The sequence below is a fragment of the Clostridium sp. CX1 genome, from assembly GCF_025398335.1.
Lineage (GTDB): Bacteria > Bacillota > Clostridia > Clostridiales > Clostridiaceae > Clostridium_AM > Clostridium_AM tanneri.
In genome coordinates, this window is record NZ_JAODOO010000004.1 from 135,046 (window position 1) to 155,173 (window position 20,128).

Genomic DNA, 20,128 nt, shown 5'->3' on the forward strand with positions numbered 1-20,128 from the left:
AAGTTCACCTCATTTTAAATTTAGTTAGATACAACCTTAAGCACTAATGTTACTGGATCTTTATAATGTTTTATAGTACCCTTTATATAATAAGTTTGAGGAGTTCCTAAGTCTATATATGGAGCATTCCAAGTAACATCAACATAAATTGTTCTATCATCTGATGTCTTTACAGCAATCTCTGATGGCAGTGTATAATAGGTACCTTGGACTACCGTTTCTGTAATTTGTGGTACTTCTACAATCTTTGGAGTTACTATTAAAGTTAGATACGCCTTATAAGCTGATCCTGTTACTGTTCCTTCCAGTCTTACAATACCAGTTTTATCTGTATCAATACTTTTTGTATTCCAAACTACTGGTAGCTTTTTATTTGTAACTTTATCTAATACTGTTTTAGGTAAGGTATATGCTTCCCCCTGTACTATCTCTATAGTGTTTTCCTCGAATTGATTACTAGGGTTACTTCCCGTTCCCTCATCCCTTACTACTAATGTAAGCTTCACCTTTTTACTATACTTTTCTACGTTTCCATAAAAGGTGTACACTCCTGGGGTATTGGTCTGTTGGTTTCCATATTCCCAGCTGACATCTAGATCATCTACAGTTCCATCTGACATTTTCCCCTTTACAGTATCAGGTAATGAATACTCTCTCCCACTTCTTGTTTCCTCTGTTATGTCTGCAATACTAACTGGCAGTGGTCTTACTATGAGCGTTGTTTCTACCTCTCTACCTGTACCATTAATTTTTCCGTATAATTCATACATACCTGGCTTTGATGTTGTAACTGAGGATAAATTCCAGGTTACAGGCATTTCTTTTATAGTGCCATCAGTAGCAGTGACTAATACTGTAGGTCTTGGAGTATACTTTTGATTCTGCCATATGATATCTGTAAAGTTATCTACATAAGCAATATCTAGAGGAATATATCCTATAGTATATTCAATATCATAACCTACTGCACCATAGCCTCCTAAGATCTTAATATCATTAACAATATGAGATCTTAACAAGTCTATAGTACTTTCTGAAAGCTGATCACTGACATACAAAATTGGCGATCCAGTCTTTGGTGCTATGGAGGCAGCTACCAGTGAATCAGGAAAATCCTTTGAAGAGGCTACATATATCGTTCCTGTACTTATTTCATTTTGGAAGGCATTTATTATTCCTACGTTTCTTTCATAGAGATCTCCCTCAGCTATTCTTTTAGCCTTTGGAATAAGCGCTGTAACCCCATCGCTTATCTGTGCCTTGCCACCTATCACATAAATCTGATCTGCGTTTTTGTTAGATTGAAGATATTTCTTTACAGACTCTGGCATATAATCTCTTCCTGTTAAAATAATAGGCATTCCCTTATAAGCTGCTATAGACGCTATAGACATTCCATCATGAAAGTTGTCCCCATTTACTACTGCAATTTCAGAGGTTTTTCCAAGCTTCTTAGCTACTTCTATACCGGTCTCATACCTATCTGCTCCACCAAATCTTGTGATTTTCATGCCTCTAGCCTTAAGTGCATCTTCTATACTTTGAGATATAACTCCTTTTCCCCCTATTATAAAAACATTTTTTACATTTAGCCTGTTAAGCTCTACAGAAGTATAAGGATTTAATATATCTTTATTAGTAAGTAGAATTGGCGCATTATATTTTTTTGCCAAAGGCGCTGCTGTCATTGCATCAGGGAAGTTATCCCCATTAACTATCACTGCATAGTCCGTATCCTCTTTCCAACCATCCTGACAAACCTTTGCCGCTGTTTCATATCTGTCAATACCATTATACCTATTTGATATATTTGCAGCATGTACCTTGGTAAAGCTAAAGGTAGCTGTGAGAACTACAGATGCTACTAAAGCTGCTATCTTTTTACTTTTTAGTACATGTCCAAAATTACTGCTTATCATCTAAAACTAACAACTCCTTTCCTACATCCTCTAACCACTTCAATACCTGTAAATATATTGTTCCTTCTCTATATATGTCCATACTTTCATTATCGGGTATATATCTACAATATTTAACCTGTTATGTAGATTCTATTAAATTTAATAACTAAAAGACTTACAGTATAAATTCATTAAATATGGAATAGTTCTAAAATATACTTACAATTTCACATTACAGTAATATTATACAATAAATAACTAAAAAATAAAAATAAACCTTCAAGTTAGAACCCATGTAATGTTTTCCAACCTAAAGGTTGTTCTTATGCTTATAAATACTTTTTTAAATTGTTATAGAACCCCTTGGCATAATTGCTTTAAAATAATCCATTAAAGCGATCTGTTTTAACATACATTTCGAATAACTCCAATGCTTGCTGTTCTCCTATCTGTCCATTAACAAGCTTACGATGTAGTATATAAAGGTTGGCATTCATTTCAGGATCTACACTTTTTGTTTCCTTCATCTTTTTAAGTATCCTTTCTTCTAGGGATAAGTTGTCTAAATTAATTTCATCCTCTAAAAGCTTTATAAGAGCTTCTACTTCCTTTTTAATGCTCTTTTCCTTAGTAGTTAATCTTATAGTATGCATTCCTGCTTTAATTTTATCTATACACTCTTTATTAATTAGTATCTTTTCATTACTACTCAAAACCTATTCCCACCTTTTGTGATTAAATATATTTAACAACTATTTAAGTTTAACTTAATAACATACTTACTATTACTATATAGGTCTATTCTACCAATGAAGTTATTAGTGTGTCAATTAAGTATGAATAATTTTCTAAAGAGAAAGATTATCCTAACAATACATAATAAAAAGAACCTAAAAGATAAATGCTACATCATCTATCTCCTAAGCTCTTTTTACCAATACCAATTTAGTTTCCCTGCGCTATATAATATCTTCTTTCTTCTTTTCTAAGAACTGAATATTATCTGCTTCAATTTCAGTAATATATCTTTTAGCACCCTCGTCTGTGGTGTAGCTCCTTGTGCTTACCTTCCCACTTACACCTATAAGTTTACCTTTTAGCAAATAAGGCTGAATTTTATGTCCAAAATCACTCCAATATCTTACCGGAATAAAATCTGCCTCTCTTTCACCACCATTGGTTGAAAATCTCCTGTTCACTGCAAGGGTAAGTCTTAATACCCCTCTTTCTCTACCTTCTAATTGCATAAGTTCTGCATCTTTTGTAAGCCGCCCAATTAAAACTACTTTGTTCAATGCCTTGTCCTCCTAATTACATTTTCTGTAATTATGTCCAAGTTAACAAAGTTTAATCACTGCTTGCACCCACACCTATCACAGAATTGAGCCTTTTTTTCTATAAGCCTGCCGCAGCTTCTGCATTCCTTCTTATTCTTCAGCTTCAACATTTTCCTCTTCAGCTTTTTCAATTCTCTGTCTAAATCATTTATCTCAGTACAGTATTCTAATATTTCCTTGATATTTGAAATATTTAAGTCTCCTTCTCTAAAATCTCTATATATTCTTTCGCCTATTTTTAAATATATTTCATCTATTTTTTTCTTACAGGATGCCATGGAAAGCGATAATTCTGAGTATTCAACAAGATTTTGCGATTTTTTAGCTGCAGCTTCTGCACCATCTTCCAAGGAAATTTTTAAAGTCTTTAATTTATCTCCTATTGACATATCCCTCTCTCCTATTTTTGCTTATATTAAAATATATTCTATTAGTCAGTAAAATGTTATAAAAAACTTAAAGAGATCTATTTTAACTTATGAACAGGACTACTCAAATTGAAATAAGCTATTTCATAATGCAGATTTATACATTACAAAACAGCTCATTTCAAAATTAATATTAAACTACATTCTTATTAGGTAAAATTTCAGTCCAGTATCCATCTGGATCTGCTATAAAATAAAGTCCCATTCCTTTGTTTTCATAGCAGATGCAGCCCATTTTTTTATGATGTTCATAGGCACCTTCAAAATCATCAGTATTTACTGCCATATGTATTTCGTTGTCGCCTAAATTATAAGGTTCTTTTCTATCACAAAGCCATGTTAGTTCTAACTGATAATCTTTAACCCCATCTCCCATAAATACAAGAGTAAAGCTTTTATCTTCCGGTTGATATCTTCTAATTTCTTGAAAACCTAAGGCTTCCTTATAGAATGCCACGCTTTTTTCAAGATCTAATACGTTTATATTGTTATGTCCAAATGTAAATTTCATAATTTATTTCCCCTTTCATCCAATTTCGTCCTTTTATTATATACTAAATTTTAATATTTTAAAACTATTATGTATAAGTATAGCTCGCTAATAATCTTATTATTTAATATAAAACTACTGGTTTTCAATCCTCAGTTAATATTTTTACAAACATTTATATAGAAAGCTCTGTGTGTTGTCGGTAGTAAAATAGTATATAATAATTATAAGTAAAATCAATAGTGTGTAGAAACATACACCAAGTGCAGAAGGAGAATTACTATGAATAAATCAAAAATAAAAATATATTATATATTCCACAGTGGATTTGCTGTAGAAACTGAAAATCATTTTTTAGTACTTGATTACTATATGAGCCCCAAAGAATTAGGTAATAATGGCCCAAGTAAATTTTCACTACAGGACAGTATAAAAAATAAAAATAATGTTTTGGTTTTTTCTTCTCATAGCCACGAGGATCATTTTAATACTGAAATCTTAGATTGGGAAAAAATTAATCCTAGTATTAAATATCTACTGGGTAGTGATATACCTGTGGACTTTAAAAAAAGTAACTACTATAAGCTTTCAAAATACGAAGAAATAATTTTCAAGTTTAAAGATGATTTACCACATGATCATAAGAATAATGGTAAAATTCATAACTCCTCAGAAGTTTATGTAAAAGCCTACGGTTCTACAGATATAGGTATATCTTTTTTGATTAGGGTAGATGGTTTAACACTTTTTCATGCTGGCGATTTAAACTGGTGGCATTGGAAGGATGATTCTCTTGAGGAAAGGAGCTTAGCAGAGAAAAACTTTAAATTAGAAATAGAAAAAATTAAGGATGAAAATATAGATATAGCTTTTTTCCCTGTAGACCCTAGACTTGAAGAGCACTACAGTTCAGGTGGCGAGTATTTTATTAAAGAGTTAAAACCTAAATTTTTCATTCCTATGCATTTTGGTGATAACTGCAATATTACAAAGACATTTGCAGAAAAGGTTAAAGAACTTCCTACAAAGGTAGTAATAATTAATAGCAGTGGAGAGGAACTGTCACTCTAGACTAATAATCCTTATTTGTAATTTAAATAACAATGTTGAAAAAACTCCATAATTATAGTCTTAGGATAATCCTATCCTAAGACTATAATTGTATACTACTATTTAAAGTATATCATACGTTTATCTTACTTTTATTTAAGTCTTAGGAGACACCCTGTACCTTTGTCAGAGCATTCATACTATCTAATCTTATAAATAGCCAGCCTACAGCATTAATTTTTCTATAGATACTTCTTTTTCATTTTTAAAATTTATAAATCCTGAATCTGAAAGTAGTAAATGCTTTGAAAGATTTTTGAAATCTACCTGAACTATTTTGCAGACCTTATTGTTGCTTAGTAAAACTTTTCACCAATGTAGTAATTTGCAACACGCTCTATGAACATTTTACAGCATTTATAATCTAACCTTCCTAAGCTTTCTCTACGAATTGATTCTAGCGCACTAAAAAGATCCATCTTTTTTCTATAAGGTCTGTCTGAATTTATAGTATCAAAAACATCACTAATTGCTATTATTCTTGCAAAAAGGTGAATTTCATTTCCTTTCAATCTTAAAGGATATCCCGAACCATCTAACCGTTCATGATACATAACTATACCATAGCCCACTGTTTGATACAAATAAGATATGCTTTTAGCAAATTCATATCCAATAATAGGGTGTTTTTTTAGTTCATACTCCCCTCTTGTCCAGTATATCTAATTTTCTAAGTATTCTCTTGTCTGCTTTTGTTTTTCCAAAGTCGTAAAGGATAGCTGCATAAGTTAATAAATTCACCTCTTTTTCGTCAAGGCCCATCCAATTACCTATCATTGAACTTAATGCTGCAACATTTACAGAATGTCTGTAAATGCAATCATCACCACTTCCATGAAGTGCTATATTTTTAACGACCAAACTAGGTGGATCTAATCCATCTTGAATCTTCTTTCCAAAAAGTTTAACTTCATCCACATTTGCTTTATTCGTGTTTTCAATAGTAGAAAACATATCGTCCACTATATCTGAAAACTCCTGAAAACTTTTCTCTATCTCGTCTACAGTTTTTTGTTTTGGTAAGTCAGATTCCTCTACCTCTTGGTCACCATAGATAAGCACTTTATCAAATAGATACTTTCCCTTGAGTTTTCCGATTATTGATTCGGTAAATACTGATCCTGGACTAATTAATATTAGATTATTAAACATTAGTTTTTATGCAGAAATCATTCCAGCTTTAAGTTCTTGTACTGATACATATATTTTAGTTTTTCCCATAGTGTTTCCATTCCCCTTATCTATTATCTTTAATATTTACACTAAAATTTATTTATAAATTACAATTTTCTCTATTCTTTCAATAAAAATTTTATTATATAATATGATACTATTTTATGCTACTTTCTTCCACAAAAGCACCAAACCTTAGAAATTTCTCTCCTTGCTATTGCTGTATACGAATGGGTTTACTAGTAAAAACTTGGATCTATGTCAATATCTTAGACACAAAAAGTTGAACCTTTTATGCAATTCTTCTAACTAAATCTTCACATTTTTGTGGTGAGATATAACCAATGCTGCTATGTATTCTTTTTCTGTTATATCAAGCTTCTATATATTCAAATATTGCTAAACTAGCAGTATTAAAATCAAAATACCTAACAAGATGGACTTCCTCCTTTTTTAAAGAAGCATGAAAAGATTCAATACAAGCATTATCGTAGGGGCAACCTTTTGAACTGAAAGAATGGGTAATTAATTTAGTGCTGTCTATGTACTCCTTAAAAGCGGAGCTTGTGTATTGACATCCCAAATCACTATGCAAAATTAAAGCCTTAGTTGGTTTTTGAAGCCTTACGGCGTTTTTTACAGCCTTTAGAGCTAATGAAGTGTCAGTAAACTTAGACATAGAATATCCAATTATCTTTCTACTATATAAATCCATAACTGAAGCTAAATAACACCAACCGTCTTTGACTGTATGGATATAAGTGATGTCTGTTACCCACTTTTCATTGATAGTAGTTGCTTCAAAGTTTCTTTTTAAAACGTTTTCTTGATCTGCTATTTTCCTTTTGGATGGTGATGGTTTAAATTTTTTTATTATTATAGATTTTATCCCAAGTTTCTTCATTAAGCGTTGAGTTCTCTTTAAACTAATAGTTATCCCTAATGCTTTTAGTGATTTATTTATTTTTGGTGCTCCATAACGATTCTTACTCACTTTGTAGATATTTATGATTTCTTTTTCTATCTTTTTATTTTCTAATTCTCGATTGCTTGGCCTCTTATTTAAATACCTATAATAAGAGCTCCTAGACACCTTTAAAACTTTACAAATTAGCTTAATATCATGATATTTCTTGTTGTTAGTAATAAAATCAAATACAGTAGTTATTTCCTTGCGAATATGCCCATAGCTTTTTTTAATATTTCGATTTTTTCTTCAAGCTTTGCATTTTTCTTTAATAGGTTCTTATATTCTGCTGCTGTTATGGTTGTATCTTTATCCAGCCAATTATTGTTGATTTTGATACGGCATATTCACTACTTAACTCTGCTAGGCTTTTTCCAGAGTTATAAAGCTCTACTATTGTACTTTTGAATTCTTCTGTATATTGTTTTTGACCTCTTGCCATTATAAACACTCCTTCTTTTTCTTATATTTTAAAGTGTTCGGTTTTCTGTATCTACAATATTATACTAGCACCACATTTGCTCGAAAATAATGTTAACCCAATATATATTCGTGACTTCTTGGGGCATTCATCGGTAACCACAACAGAAATTTACGCTAGATGTAATCCCGAATTGAAACGAAAGTATATAGAAGAAGCCAGCAGTTTTATAACAGAAACCATTCCAGATTATTCAAAAACAGAAAAGAATGATTTACTGGCATGGCTTCGTAAAAATATTTAAATATTATGTAAAGTGGTTATAGTTAAATAGACCAATATTTCAAGCTTAACCACTTTTACTCTACATAATAAACAACTTTGCATAAGATGAGACACCTGTCCAAGTTTTGATGGAGCCTGGTAGGAAAAACTCATCGGATTCCTATATGTGGGTTTACAGCACCTATGCAGGGAGCAAGAAGCCTACACGGCTCTTTGACTACCAACCTTCACGAAGTGGTGACTGTTCTCAAAAGTTCTTAAAAGGTTTCAAGGGATTTCTACATACGGATGCATACAGTGGCTACAATAAGGTCCCGGAAATAACCAGATACTTCTGCCAGGCGCATCTAAGACGTTACTTCGTAGAAGCCATTCCAAAGGACATCAGCAGCCCTGAAGCTACTCTCCCCGCAAAGAGACTTGAGTTCTGCAATAAACTCTTTGAGATAGAGAAATTACTCACAAACCTCTCGCCGGAAAAAAGAAAGTCCAAGCGTCTTGAAACAGAAAAGCCGATTCTTGATGCCTTTTGGTCATGGGTTGATTCAGTAAGATCTAACTGTTTACCTAAAGCTAAGATTGGCAAAGCAATGGAATATGCACTTAATCATAAGGATGGTTTATGAAGTATCTCCTTGATGGCAATTGTGTAATCTCCAATAGTATCTCGGAAAATAACATACGCCCTTTTACCATTGATCGTAAGAACTGGCTCTTCAATGGAAGTCCAAAAGGAGCTAGCGCAAGTGCAACAGTCTGCAGTATAATTTAGACTTCAAAGGCCATCGGCTTGAACCCGTATAGTTACCTTCAGTTTTTGTTTAAACAACTTCCAGCGGTTCAGTTCGAAGCAAATCCAGAATTCTTAGAGGAATTCCTGCCTTGGGATTCATGGGTACAGGGTTCCTGTAAAAAGAATAATTAAATCGAAAAGTACGGCCACCTTATCGGATTGCCGTTTCTATTTAGCCCTACACTAGGTAATTTATCGCTTACCAAAAATATATTTTATCTATACAAAATCAAGATAAAATGAGTAAAAGCCCAGATTATTTAAAATATAAAGTAATTAAGCCTATAAATGCAAATTATTTCAATTGCAAGTTGATGACATTGCCCCCGAGGGTCTTTTCAAAAGACTTGCCTTGAACTTGCTAATTCCCTAATCTATTTATATTAATAAATTTAATTTTCTTGTAAAGTAGAGAAATGTCTATTAAAAACTATTTAATATTTCTAATATTTTTTCACATGATCTTCCATCACCAAATATGTTTTTCTGTTTTATTTTTGGTTCGAACTTTATAATACAATTTAATATTTTATCCTTATTAGTGCCAACAACTTCATTCCATCCATTTTCTACAGTTTCAACCCACTCAGTTTCATCTCTCATAGTTATACATGGTTTCTTCATAAAAAAGGCTTCTTTTTGAACTCCACCACTATCAGTAACAATCTTTTCAGAATTCATTTCAAGATTTATCATATCTAAATAACCTACAGCATCTATTACTTTTATATTTTTATTAAAAGTTAAATCATAGTCACTTATATATTTTTTTGTTCTAGGATGCAATGGCAATATTACATTTTTTCCACATTCATTTAACGCTTGAATTATATTCTTCAATCTATCTATGCTATTAGTATTTTCAGCTCTATGTATAGTTGTCAGTATATACTTATCTGGTTCTACATCTAAATCTTGTATAATATTGTATTTTTCTTCTGCTAACTTTTTAAAATTAAGTATAGCATCAAACATCACATCTCCTACATTAAATACTCCTGCTGTAATTCTCTCATTACTTAGATTATTCAAAGCTGAAGCTGTAGGAACAAATAATAATTTTGATAAATGATCTGTCAAAACTCTATTTTGCTCTTCAGGCATATTCTTATTAAAACTTCTGAGTCCTGCTTCTATATGTGCTACTGGAATTAAAAGTTTACTTGCACATAGAGCCCCTGCTAAAGTAGAGTTAGTATCGCCGTAAACTAATACTAAATCTGGCTTCTCTTTTAAATATATATCTTCAAGTTTAATAAGCATAGAACCAGTTTGATGACCATGATTGCCTGATCCAACTTCTATATTGTAATCTGGTTTTGGTATCTTAAGTTCATCAAAAAATACCCTACACATATTCTTATCATAATGTTGTCCTGTATGTACAAGTACTTCGTGATGGTCTTTTCTTATTATATTTGAAACTGCAGCAGCTTTTATAAACTGCGGTCTTGTCCCAATAACAGTTAATATTTTCATCGAAGTTTCAACTCCATTCCGATTTCTTCAACATCCAAACTATGTTTTTAGCTTTCTTTACTAGCTGCCTCACTTTCAGTAGTTTTTTCTCAATTATGTCTAGCATCTTCTGTCTGTACTGCACCCGTGTAGCCTCTTTTCCAATTTAACTTTAGTTCTTCTTCATTCATGTCTATGCCCTTGCCTCTAAATGCTATTTAACTTATTATTCTATCGCAACACGAAAGAGTGATTGGGCTTATTACTTCCATCTGTATTTTTGACCGTTCAATTACATTATTTAGATCTAAAATCACTCACTTTACAACTAGTCCAATTCATAATTTGGCCAATTTGATCTTAATTTCCAAGATAAATCTACTAACTTTTTAAATTTAATTTCATCAAAGTTCTTCTCACACTCTTCTATTTCAGCAAAATATTTTCTAGGTAAATTCACATATAAACTATATACCCTTCTAAAGTTTGAAATTTCCATTGGTGTCATCTTCTGATTTCTAAGTATAGATTGTTCTGTAAATGTTCTAGCCATCTCATTTCCAGTTATAAATCCATTTTTAATACAATATTCTCTTAATGGAACACCAACAAAAGGGAAGAATATAGACATTATAGACAAATACGGATTTATCTTTCTTACCAAATTAATTGTTTCGAAGACTTCTTCTCTAGTTTCTGTTGGAAAACCAATCATAACATATGCTCTAGAATAAATTTTATACCTATGCATCAGTTTAAAAGCATTTATAGTCTGTTCATGTGTGGTGAATCTATTACATATCTCATTTAGTATTCTTTTTGAACCAGTCTCTACTCCACAAGACATCTCAATATGTACACCCATGCTTGATAAAAGTCTTATTTTACTTTCACATACACTTTCCGGTCTTGCTTGAATAATTATCGGAAGATTTATGTGTTCTTTATACCAACCACAAAAATCCTCTAATTTTTCCTCAGAAATGTTTAAAAAATTTTCATCCAAGAATTGAATCAAATTAAAACCTTGTTCTTTTTTATTTAATATATCTTGTTTTAATTTATCTATTTCTTTAAATCTTACAAATTTACCCTTATCCTTATATAGATTTTTTAAAGCTGTATTTACACAATAATTACAATTATAAGGGCATCCTCTAGACAATTCAATGATAGCCTTTTTATACATCTTACCTTCAAATGGTTTCAAAAAATAATCTTCAGAATTGTAAAATTCATAATCTGTTTCATATTCCCATAGTCTATCTTCAGAAATTAGATCTCTAATTGGATTTTTGAATATTTTTCCATTTTCCTTGACCCAAATATTTTTAATATCTGTAACGGCACAATTTTCTTTGTATTTTTCAATAAATTCTTCAAATGCCTCCTCACCTTCTCCAATACAAATTGCATCTACATACTTATTTTCTATAACTTGTTGTGGAGAAAAAGTAGCATGAACTCCGCCTACAAATGTAAATGGCTTGTTATCGAATTCTACATTTTGTATTAGTTGTAAAAACAAATCATATTCTAACGAATTAGCACTAACTGCTAATATATCTGGTTCAAATTCTTTTATTTTATAGTTAAACTCTTTAAACATGCTTTCATATGGTTTCATCTCTTTTTTAGGAATTTGATCCTTAACGGGTTTAAATTCACCGGAAAATGTTCTATCCTCAGCTGCAGTTGGTTTTTTATGGTAAAAAGATGTTTCAAAGTATTCTACTTCACATCCTAATCTTTTTGCAATAGGTGCTAATATCGTTATTGCATTGGATACCACACCCTCATTACTTGAATTTGGAAATAAAAACAATACTTTCAACATGCTGTCCCCCCTTACATTTAATAGCTTTGCTTATGAATTTGTGTATAATTAAATTCTTTTCATTATATTCTCGCATACTCTATCTACTCCTTCCTCTAAGGAAACAAGGTTTTCAAATCCTAGTAATTCCTTTTGTCGTTGCAAATTAGGCTGTTTAACTAAAGTCATTCTATTAGGAAGATTAATAACATTTATTAAATCTTCACTTGCTCCTAATTTTATTCTAATCATATCTGCTAATTCATATATTGATCTAACATCAGGATTACCAATATTAATTGCTAAGTAGTTTTCTACTCTTGTTGCAGCTTCTATAGCTCTTACAGCATCAGATATATGCATCCATCCTCTAGCTGAACCATCATGAACTTCTATACTTCTACCTGTAGCCAAATTATATGCAAATCTAATCATTGCAGAACGATGATCACCTAGATCTTCATTCTCATCATATATCATAAATGGCCTTAATGTAACTGCTCTCAGTCCATGTTGTTTTACTTCATATTCAACTAGTTGTTCAGCAAGTAGTTTAGATAATCCATATCTATTATTAGGCTTAGGAAGACAACTTTCATCCATTATACTATTATTGGGTCCGTATACTTCAGATGTTGAAAAATTAATAAGCTTAGCATCACAGTACTTGGCCAGTTCTATGATATTTTGGGTTCCAACTATATTAGTATGAATTGCCATACTTGCTGATTGTTCGCAAGTTACTCTACTTACCATAGCAGCTAGATGAAAAATATAATCCGGTTTGAAATCAAAAGCCTTAATTAAATCAATTGGTTTTGTTATATCTGCCATATAATAATTTTGTCTATATCCTGGTTTTATATCATAAGCGACTACATCATAATCATTCTCTTTTAAATATTGCACAAGTGGTTTTCCAACATTTCCTTCTGATCCAATAACTAATGCCTTTTTCACTATTATATCTCCTCACATATTTCTAATAAATTTTTTCTTATGTATGATATACTTTCTTCAAATTTAGTATATCTATTAATTTTATAATTCTCTAAAAGATTTTTGCATCTATTAATAGATTCTTGTAAAACATCCAATTTTTCTTTTTTAGATAGTTTTAATTCCCATGTTCCATATACTTTATAATCATTTATATAATATTTAATTAAATTGTAGTAGTATCCTGCGAAGAATACTATATCTAACTGTTTTTGTTCTTCTTCATTTTCACCAATAAACTTTAAATCCATATAATATTTTCTATCAAAATTACATATAATATAATCAATTATAGCAAGAACTTCTTTTAATCTACTTCTTAAGTTAAAAGTCATATTGTTTGTATGATATCTATACTTAAACATAGGATAATTTATTTTTTTATACTTGACCCCTCTTTTAATTGCAATCAAAGCATTTAAAGTATCATTTGAACCCTCTCCAAATTTTTCCCACGAATAATTATTTTTTCTATAAAAATTTGTTTTATGCATAGCAAATAAGTAAGGAAAAGGTCCTGATCCAAAAGAATTAAATGTGTGATTAACTACTTTTCTATCATCTAAATTATCTATATTAACATAGCTTAAAAAATCAGATTTTTCATTAATTATTACTTCATCACCATATATAATATCAAATTTCTCTTGATAATTGATATGCTCTTTAAGAAACTTTTCAACAGTATCTTTTTCAGCAATCATGTCATCTGCACTTAATATTATAAAATAATCCCCCTTACATAAACTGTCAATAAATTTTCTTATTCCATATAAATATCCTTTATTGTGTTTATTATATATACACTTAATAAAATCGTACTTTTCTTTATATTTGTTCATTATTTCTCTGCTATTATCAGTAGAACAATCATCAATTATAATCACTTCTATATTTTTATAAGTTTGTTTAATTACCGATAAGATACATTCTTCTATATATTGAGAATAATTATAGTTAGTAATACAAATTGAGACCAATGGTAGTTGGTTATTTTCTTCAACGGGTTCTTTACAAATTTTTAACTCTTTTACACAGGATTTTATACTCTTTATTTGATTTTCATATGAATAGTTTTTAGCTATAAATTCTTTATATTCATTAGATGAATATTTTCCATTATAAATCATACTAATTGCTTCTGTAATTGTATTCCACACATAATCCTCTGAATAGATGTTTTTAGCTCCTACAAAGTTATGAACAATAGGTTTTATTCCTTTAGCCATTGCCTGCATAACACTCACATTTTGAGATTCGAGTACACTAGTACATAGTATATAATTTTTATCTTCAAGCCATCTGTCTAAATCATCCTGCCACCCTTCATATATTACACTATTCTCCAAACCAAATTCTCTAAGCATTTGATTATAGTATAATACATCTCTGTCATCTTGAAACTGACCTGCAATATACAGTTTATACCTATGATCTTTATCGTAAATTGCTTTAAATGCATGTAGTAACAATAAGGGACCTTTTTTATAATTTATATATCCAACATAAGCAATATTAAATCCTGATTTTCTTTCTTTAAATGTGTACTTTGATAAATCTATACCATTTTGAATTATTAAAGTTTTATCTTTGCTAATCTTAAACTTTTCAATTACAAAATCTCTAATATGCTTAGCTACAAAAATAATTTTATCTACATTGTTCCAGTAAACATTACTAGGATAACCAGCAAAAGCCTCATAACTATGCAATCTACATAATATCTTTTTCTCACCTGCTAATCTGTGCTTACTCCCATAGGCCACAAGTTCATCGCACCACTCAAACCAACAAATATCTGCCCATTTCATTCCTTCATCGATTTGATTATATTCATTTACAATTATTTTTTTGGTTTCATATTCATAAGATAGTCCTTTAATAATATCACCTAAAAAACTATCCATTCCTTGCTTAACAAAAAAAACTACTTTACTTTTAGGCTTAGTTAACCCTGTATCACTTTCTTTTTTAAATTTATTAATAGTTCCTTCTAATTCTTTTCTTATGTCATGATTACTACAATTTTCTAATGCCTTGCAATAATAACTATAAGCCTCATAAATTTCTCCGTTTTGTTCGCATACATATGCCAAATTATAATTCAAGTCAAAGTTATCATAATCATACTTTAATCCAACTTTTATAATTTCCTTTGCTTCATCAAATTTACCTTCTATTATAAAAATAACTGCCTTCATAGAATAAGCATTGGGATCATCCTGCACCATCGCAAGATATTGATTTAGTAAACTATCCGCCTCTTCTAGTCTATTGTTATTTATAAGGAGTTCTATGTTGCCTTTTATTTCTTCTTTAATAGAATCAATACTATTATTCATATTTTCCCTTCTTCCCCTTAGAAACATATTTAGTTCTCTATAATTTATTGCTAAACTTTGATTAAATAGTAACATTATTCTGAATAGTTTTCTGTAATTTATTTCCTGTTATATTCATTCTAATATATTATATATCGCCTAAATTCATCAAATATTGATAGCATTTTTTCAATTAATAAAAGAGATGCACTTGATAAATACACCTCTTTAACCATATTAAACCATCCTACTTTTTAAGTGCTATTTTAGATTTAAATAATATTATTTCCAAATCATTTGGTACAATTTGTTCATACTGATTTATTATAGACTTAGCATCATCTAATTTGTTACTTTCTATTAACGATTTAATAGTATTTTTTACTTGCATTCTATACTGTTCAAATTCATCTTCTTTTTTATCAAGTTCTCGTTCCAAGTCTTTATTTAAAATTTCTATATAATCACTAAAATCATTATAGAAAAACAAGGCTTCTCTTAGATATCTGATATATTCCTTATGGTTATCTTTCTTAACATTGTGTGCTTTGTTTACAAGTACAAGAAAAGCATCTTCCTGCTTTAAATCATATACCATTTCTTTTTCTATAATCTCATCTTTATAAATACTTTTTATATACTTTCCACCTATATTTACATACTGGTAAAAAAGCTCTTTGTATTCTTCTTTGTTTTTGCTTTGTAACAGAATATTTTTCATTAATACCTTGCTAATTCTTAGGTGATTTATATTATTTTCATCAAATAATTCCTTAGAACTTATATATTCTTCCGATAACCTTAACATATTTTTAAATTTATTAAAACAATGTCTTAAGAACCTTTCAAGATTAGTTTCCGAAACGTTATATAATACTTGGTATAAATCTCCTCTATTTTTAACTATGTAATAAATAAGTGTACTAAAATAGTCAGGCAAATTGTTGAAATTCATTTCATTGGCAAAACTTAAAATTTCTTTATTTGCCTTTACAGTATCCTTTAAATTTTCCATAAGGATTATTTTATTATATATAGCATATCCATCATTTCCCTTAGCAAATATACTTCTTATACTATTTTGTTTTCTTTCATTAATTATCGTAATTTTATCTTCAATAATTTCACTAAGCTGAGTTTTGTAGTTAGAATCAACTTCATTGTAAAAATCAAACAAGTCACCCTCTAAACCTATATATGCTAATAAATTGCTATAACAATACATCTTCTTCTCTAGATTTTTTAGTTTATAAATATTCTCTTTAGCTTTTATATAATTACCTGTATCAAAATAATTTAAAAACAAGTTAAAATAAGCGCTCTCTATAGATACTTCATCAATATTATAAAAGCTTACAGTTAAATCCTTGGATATCTCAAGATTCTCAAAATTATTAATCAAATGTAAGTAAGTATTGAAACTCATTATAGAATCTTCATAGCAGCCTACTACCCTCTCTGTTACTGCTAAAATGTAATGTAAATCAACAAAGTCTTCTCTTAATTTCAACCCTTCCTTACAAATATCTATAACTTCCTCATACATTTTGTTTAAAGATGCACTTCTTGCAAAGGATCCGTAAATGTAAATTCTGTCCCTTCTATACTCATAAGGTTTGTCTATTATCATATTATAAGCCTTCTTAAATTCTTTATAGGCTTCTTTTCTATCGCCATGCATGTCATAAGCTACTCCAAGCTGAAATTGATAATAGTCATTATTAGGATTTTTAGATAATTCCTTTTCTAAAATTGATTTTGTTCTAATAAACTTTTTTTCCATAAGTTCTTTATCATCTAATATGTAACCATAATGATTTAACATTATATTGGTAATTTTTATAGGTGTTTTAAAAAGAGGTTGATTATGAACAGAACCTACGTATTTAAATTCACCGTCATTTTTAAACAACCTAGGTGATGGGTTAACTGCAGCTATATCCTTATTATTTAGATCATTGAAACTTCTAACTTGAAATATCATAGTATTGTATGAACTTATCTTTTTCAAGTTAATTATTTTAATAAGTTCATCCACATTGACAAGTTCTTCATCTGCATCGATTATAAGTATCCATTCACCTTTAGCATAGGATATTGTTTTGTTTCGCATATCTGAAAAGTCATTATTCCATGGATGAAAATATATTTTCTCCGTGTATTCCCTTGCTATATCAACAGTAGCGTCAGATGATCCTGTATCTACAACTATAAGTTCTGCCAACTTAAGATCTAATAAGGACTTAAAACTTTCAATACATCTTCTTAGATTCTTTTGTTCATCTTTTACCATCATACATATACTTACTTTCATTTTATTCAATCCCTTCAAGTACATTCTAAATAAAATTAATACTACACAAAATCATATATATTTTTATAGTACATATATGATTTTCTGGACTATTAACTTAAAAAAGAGTCAGAAAGTATCTTATCTGACTCTTTAAGTTATAGCAAATTAAAATTATCTTAATAATTGAAGAACACCTTGTGGCTGTTGATTAGCTTGTGCAAGCATAGCTTGAGCTGCTTGTGAAAGAATATTGTTCTTCTGGAAGCTCATCATTTCTTTAGCCATATCTACATCTCTAACTCTTGATTCTGCTGCTGATAAGTTTTCTGATGCTGTTCCTAAGTTATTTATTGTATGCTCTAATCTATTCTGTAAAGCACCAAGACTTGATCTTTGTCTTGAAACCTTAGCAATTGCCTTATCGATATTTGATATAGCACTATTAGCATTTGTAACATTATCAACTGCTATGCCTGTTGTATTTAAGTCTGCTGCTACAGATGACATTGAACTTATACTTACTGTAATTGTTTGTCCTTTATTAGCTCCTATTTGGAATTGCTTAGCATTAAAGTTACCATTTAATAATTTCTGTGTATTAAACTCTGTTTGACCTGAAATTCTATCTATTTCCTTATTTAACTGATCTATTTCTGATTTTATAGCTGTTCTATCTTCTGCTACGTTTGTATCATTAGCTGCTTGTACTGATAACTCTCTCATCCTTTGTAGAATGCTGTGAGTTTCATTTAAAGCACCTTCTGCTGTTTGAAGTAATGATATTGAGTCTTGAGAGTTTCTTGATGCTTGGTCAAGACCTCTAATTTGTCCTCTCATCTTTTCTGATATAGCTAGTCCAGCTGCGTCATCTCCAGCTCTGTTTATTCTAAGACCAGATGAAAGCTTTTCCATTGATTTTCCTGAAGCTGATGTGTTTCCTGTCATTTGTCTATGTGCATTCATTGCATTAAGATTGTGATTAATTATCATAGTAAATTCCTCCTTGAACTTTTAGTATACTTCCATGTATACTTGTTTTATATATACGTAATTTTTACTTTCTAAACTTTTATATAATGCATTATCTTAATAATTGAAGAACGCCTTGTGGCTGTTGATTAGCTTGTGCAAGCATAGCTTGAGCTGCTTGTGAAAGAATATTGTTCTTCTGGAAGCTCATCATTTCTTTAGCCATATCTACATCTCTAACTCTTGATTCTGCTGCTGATAAGTTTTCTGATGCTGTTCCTAAGTTATTTATTGTATGCTCCAATCTATTTTGTAGAGCACCAAGACTTGATCTTTGTCTTGAAACCTTAGCAATTGCAGCATCAACGCTTGATATAGAAGTATTAGAATTTGCAGTATCAGTAACATTTAACGCATTTACTCCTAAGTTTGTTGCTGACATTCCGCTTATACTTACTGTAATTGTTTGTCCTTTATTAGCTCCTATTTGGAACTGTTTGTTTTTAAAGTTATCATCTAATAATTTTTGTGTATTGAATTCTGTTTGAGCTGAAATTCTTGTTATTTCGCTGCTTAATTGGTCTATTTCTGATTTTATAGCTGATCTATCTTCTGTTACGTTTGTATCATTAGCTGCTTGTACTGATAATTCTCTCATTCTTTGTAGAATGCTGTGAGTTTCATTTAAAGCACCTTCTGCTGTTTGAAGTAATGATATTGAGTCTTGAGCATTTCTTGATGATTGATCAAGACCTCTGATTTGTCCTCTCATCTTTTCTGATATAGCTAGTCCAGCTGCGTCATCTCCAGCTCTGTTTATTCTAAGACCAGATGAAAGCTTTTCCATTGATTTTCCTGAAGCTGATGTGTTTCCTGTCATTTGTCTGTGTGCATTCATTGCATTAAGATTGTGATTAATTATCATAATAAATTCCTCCTTGAATTTTAAATTGTGGAATTCCATTTCCACCTTTTTTATTTACATTAAATATATCGTTAACTTTTTTTAATGCTTAATAGTTTTTTAAATTTTTTTATTAAAATATACTGAATCTACTGCAAATCTTTTATTATAACTTTTATTAGCAGTTTTTGAGACTTTTATCCCATCTATATTCTTAAGAGTATTAGACTTTTTTTCCTTTGTTACCTTTATCAGCTTCTGGTTTAGTACTAAAATATCCAGTTCTTTGCATAGGACTAAAAATTCCTCTTTAGAATAGGTTATGCTATCTATTTCATTCATTATATTTTGTCTGTTAGTCAACAGCTTCTCTAAACTATCATAATCCTCACCTTCAACATTAGCTATAAGTTGTATAGTTATATTCTTGTATTCAATTAGTTTTTCTTTTAAATTCATA

Annotated in this window: 16 protein-coding genes and 2 pseudogenes; 2 read left to right on the top strand and 16 right to left on the bottom strand. The window is 30.1% G+C overall.

Annotated features, from left to right (window positions below):
* Positions 1–20: 20 nt before the first annotated feature.
* The 5 genes from N4T77_RS05850 to N4T77_RS05870 all read right to left on the bottom strand — a co-directional run bounded on the left by N4T77_RS05850 (position 21) and on the right by N4T77_RS05870 (position 4,177).
* Complete coding sequence (locus tag N4T77_RS05850; RefSeq protein WP_261670820.1) at positions 21–1,919, bottom strand: cell wall-binding repeat-containing protein; 1,899 nt, start codon at positions 1,917–1,919, stop codon at positions 21–23.
* A gap of 359 nt (positions 1,920–2,278) precedes the next feature.
* Positions 2,279–2,614, bottom strand: coding sequence for a hypothetical protein (locus tag N4T77_RS05855; RefSeq protein ID WP_261670821.1), 336 nt, complete (start codon positions 2,612–2,614; stop codon positions 2,279–2,281).
* A gap of 246 nt (positions 2,615–2,860) precedes the next feature.
* On the bottom strand, positions 2,861–3,196 hold the full coding sequence (locus N4T77_RS05860) for a single-stranded DNA-binding protein (protein ID WP_261670822.1): 336 nt from the start codon (positions 3,194–3,196) through the stop codon (positions 2,861–2,863).
* Positions 3,197–3,252: 56 nt separating this feature from the next.
* Positions 3,253–3,627, bottom strand: coding sequence for a hypothetical protein (locus tag N4T77_RS05865; RefSeq protein WP_261670823.1), 375 nt, complete (start codon positions 3,625–3,627; stop codon positions 3,253–3,255).
* 172 nt (positions 3,628–3,799) lie between these two features.
* Positions 3,800–4,177: a VOC family protein gene (locus tag N4T77_RS05870; protein WP_261670824.1), complete on the bottom strand. Its 378-nt coding sequence runs from the start codon at positions 4,175–4,177 to the stop codon at positions 3,800–3,802.
* Between the two features lie 261 nt (positions 4,178–4,438).
* Between N4T77_RS05870 and N4T77_RS05875 the strand changes: the two genes are divergently transcribed.
* On the top strand, positions 4,439–5,227 hold the full coding sequence (locus tag N4T77_RS05875) for an MBL fold metallo-hydrolase (protein ID WP_261670825.1): 789 nt from the start codon (positions 4,439–4,441) through the stop codon (positions 5,225–5,227).
* A gap of 335 nt (positions 5,228–5,562) precedes the next feature.
* Here the strand turns inward: N4T77_RS05875 and N4T77_RS05880 are convergent, their stop codons facing one another.
* The 3 genes and pseudogenes from N4T77_RS05880 to N4T77_RS05890 all read right to left on the bottom strand — a co-directional run bounded on the left by N4T77_RS05880 (position 5,563) and on the right by N4T77_RS05890 (position 7,848).
* Entirely contained in the window at positions 5,563–5,850 is a 288-nt protein-coding gene (locus tag N4T77_RS05880; protein ID WP_261670826.1) for an HD-GYP domain-containing protein, read from the bottom strand.
* Between the two features lie 52 nt (positions 5,851–5,902).
* A complete protein-coding gene (locus N4T77_RS05885; RefSeq protein WP_261670827.1) occupies positions 5,903–6,328 on the bottom strand; it encodes a hypothetical protein in 426 nt (141 codons plus the stop codon).
* Positions 6,329–6,731: 403 nt separating this feature from the next.
* Positions 6,732–7,848, bottom strand: a pseudogene (locus N4T77_RS05890) (IS3 family transposase).
* Between the two features lie 368 nt (positions 7,849–8,216).
* Between N4T77_RS05890 and tnpC the strand changes: the two are divergent.
* A pseudogene (gene tnpC / locus N4T77_RS05895) lies at positions 8,217–9,037 on the top strand (IS66 family transposase); the annotation flags it as partial.
* Between the two features lie 291 nt (positions 9,038–9,328).
* Here the strand turns inward: tnpC and wecB are convergent.
* The 8 genes from wecB to N4T77_RS05935 form a co-directional block, all read right to left on the bottom strand.
* Entirely contained in the window at positions 9,329–10,384 is a 1,056-nt protein-coding gene (gene wecB / locus N4T77_RS05900) for a non-hydrolyzing UDP-N-acetylglucosamine 2-epimerase (protein WP_261670828.1), read from the bottom strand.
* Positions 10,385–10,691: 307 nt separating this feature from the next.
* Positions 10,692–12,200 carry a B12-binding domain-containing radical SAM protein gene (locus tag N4T77_RS05905; protein ID WP_261670829.1) on the bottom strand — a complete coding sequence of 503 codons (1,509 nt, stop codon included), beginning with the start codon at positions 12,198–12,200 and terminating at the stop codon, positions 10,692–10,694.
* Positions 12,201–12,248: 48 nt separating this feature from the next.
* Entirely contained in the window at positions 12,249–13,139 is an 891-nt protein-coding gene (locus N4T77_RS05910) for an NAD(P)-dependent oxidoreductase (RefSeq protein ID WP_261670830.1), read from the bottom strand.
* 2 nt (positions 13,140–13,141) lie between these two features.
* Entirely contained in the window at positions 13,142–15,520 is a 2,379-nt protein-coding gene (locus tag N4T77_RS05915; RefSeq protein WP_261670831.1) for a glycosyltransferase, read from the bottom strand.
* Positions 15,521–15,746: 226 nt separating this feature from the next.
* Complete coding sequence (locus N4T77_RS05920; RefSeq protein WP_261670832.1) at positions 15,747–17,813, bottom strand: glycosyltransferase family 2 protein; 2,067 nt, start codon at positions 17,811–17,813, stop codon at positions 15,747–15,749.
* A 153-nt stretch (positions 17,814–17,966) separates the two neighbouring features.
* Positions 17,967–18,785 (bottom strand): flagellin, encoded by an 819-nt coding sequence (locus N4T77_RS05925; protein ID WP_261670833.1) that lies wholly within the window; start codon positions 18,783–18,785, stop codon positions 17,967–17,969.
* A 91-nt stretch (positions 18,786–18,876) separates the two neighbouring features.
* On the bottom strand, positions 18,877–19,689 hold the full coding sequence (gene hag / locus N4T77_RS05930) for a flagellin Hag (protein ID WP_261670834.1): 813 nt from the start codon (positions 19,687–19,689) through the stop codon (positions 18,877–18,879).
* A gap of 99 nt (positions 19,690–19,788) precedes the next feature.
* Complete coding sequence (locus N4T77_RS05935) at positions 19,789–20,127, bottom strand: flagellar protein FliT (RefSeq protein ID WP_261670835.1); 339 nt, start codon at positions 20,125–20,127, stop codon at positions 19,789–19,791.
* Position 20,128 lies beyond the last annotated feature (1 nt).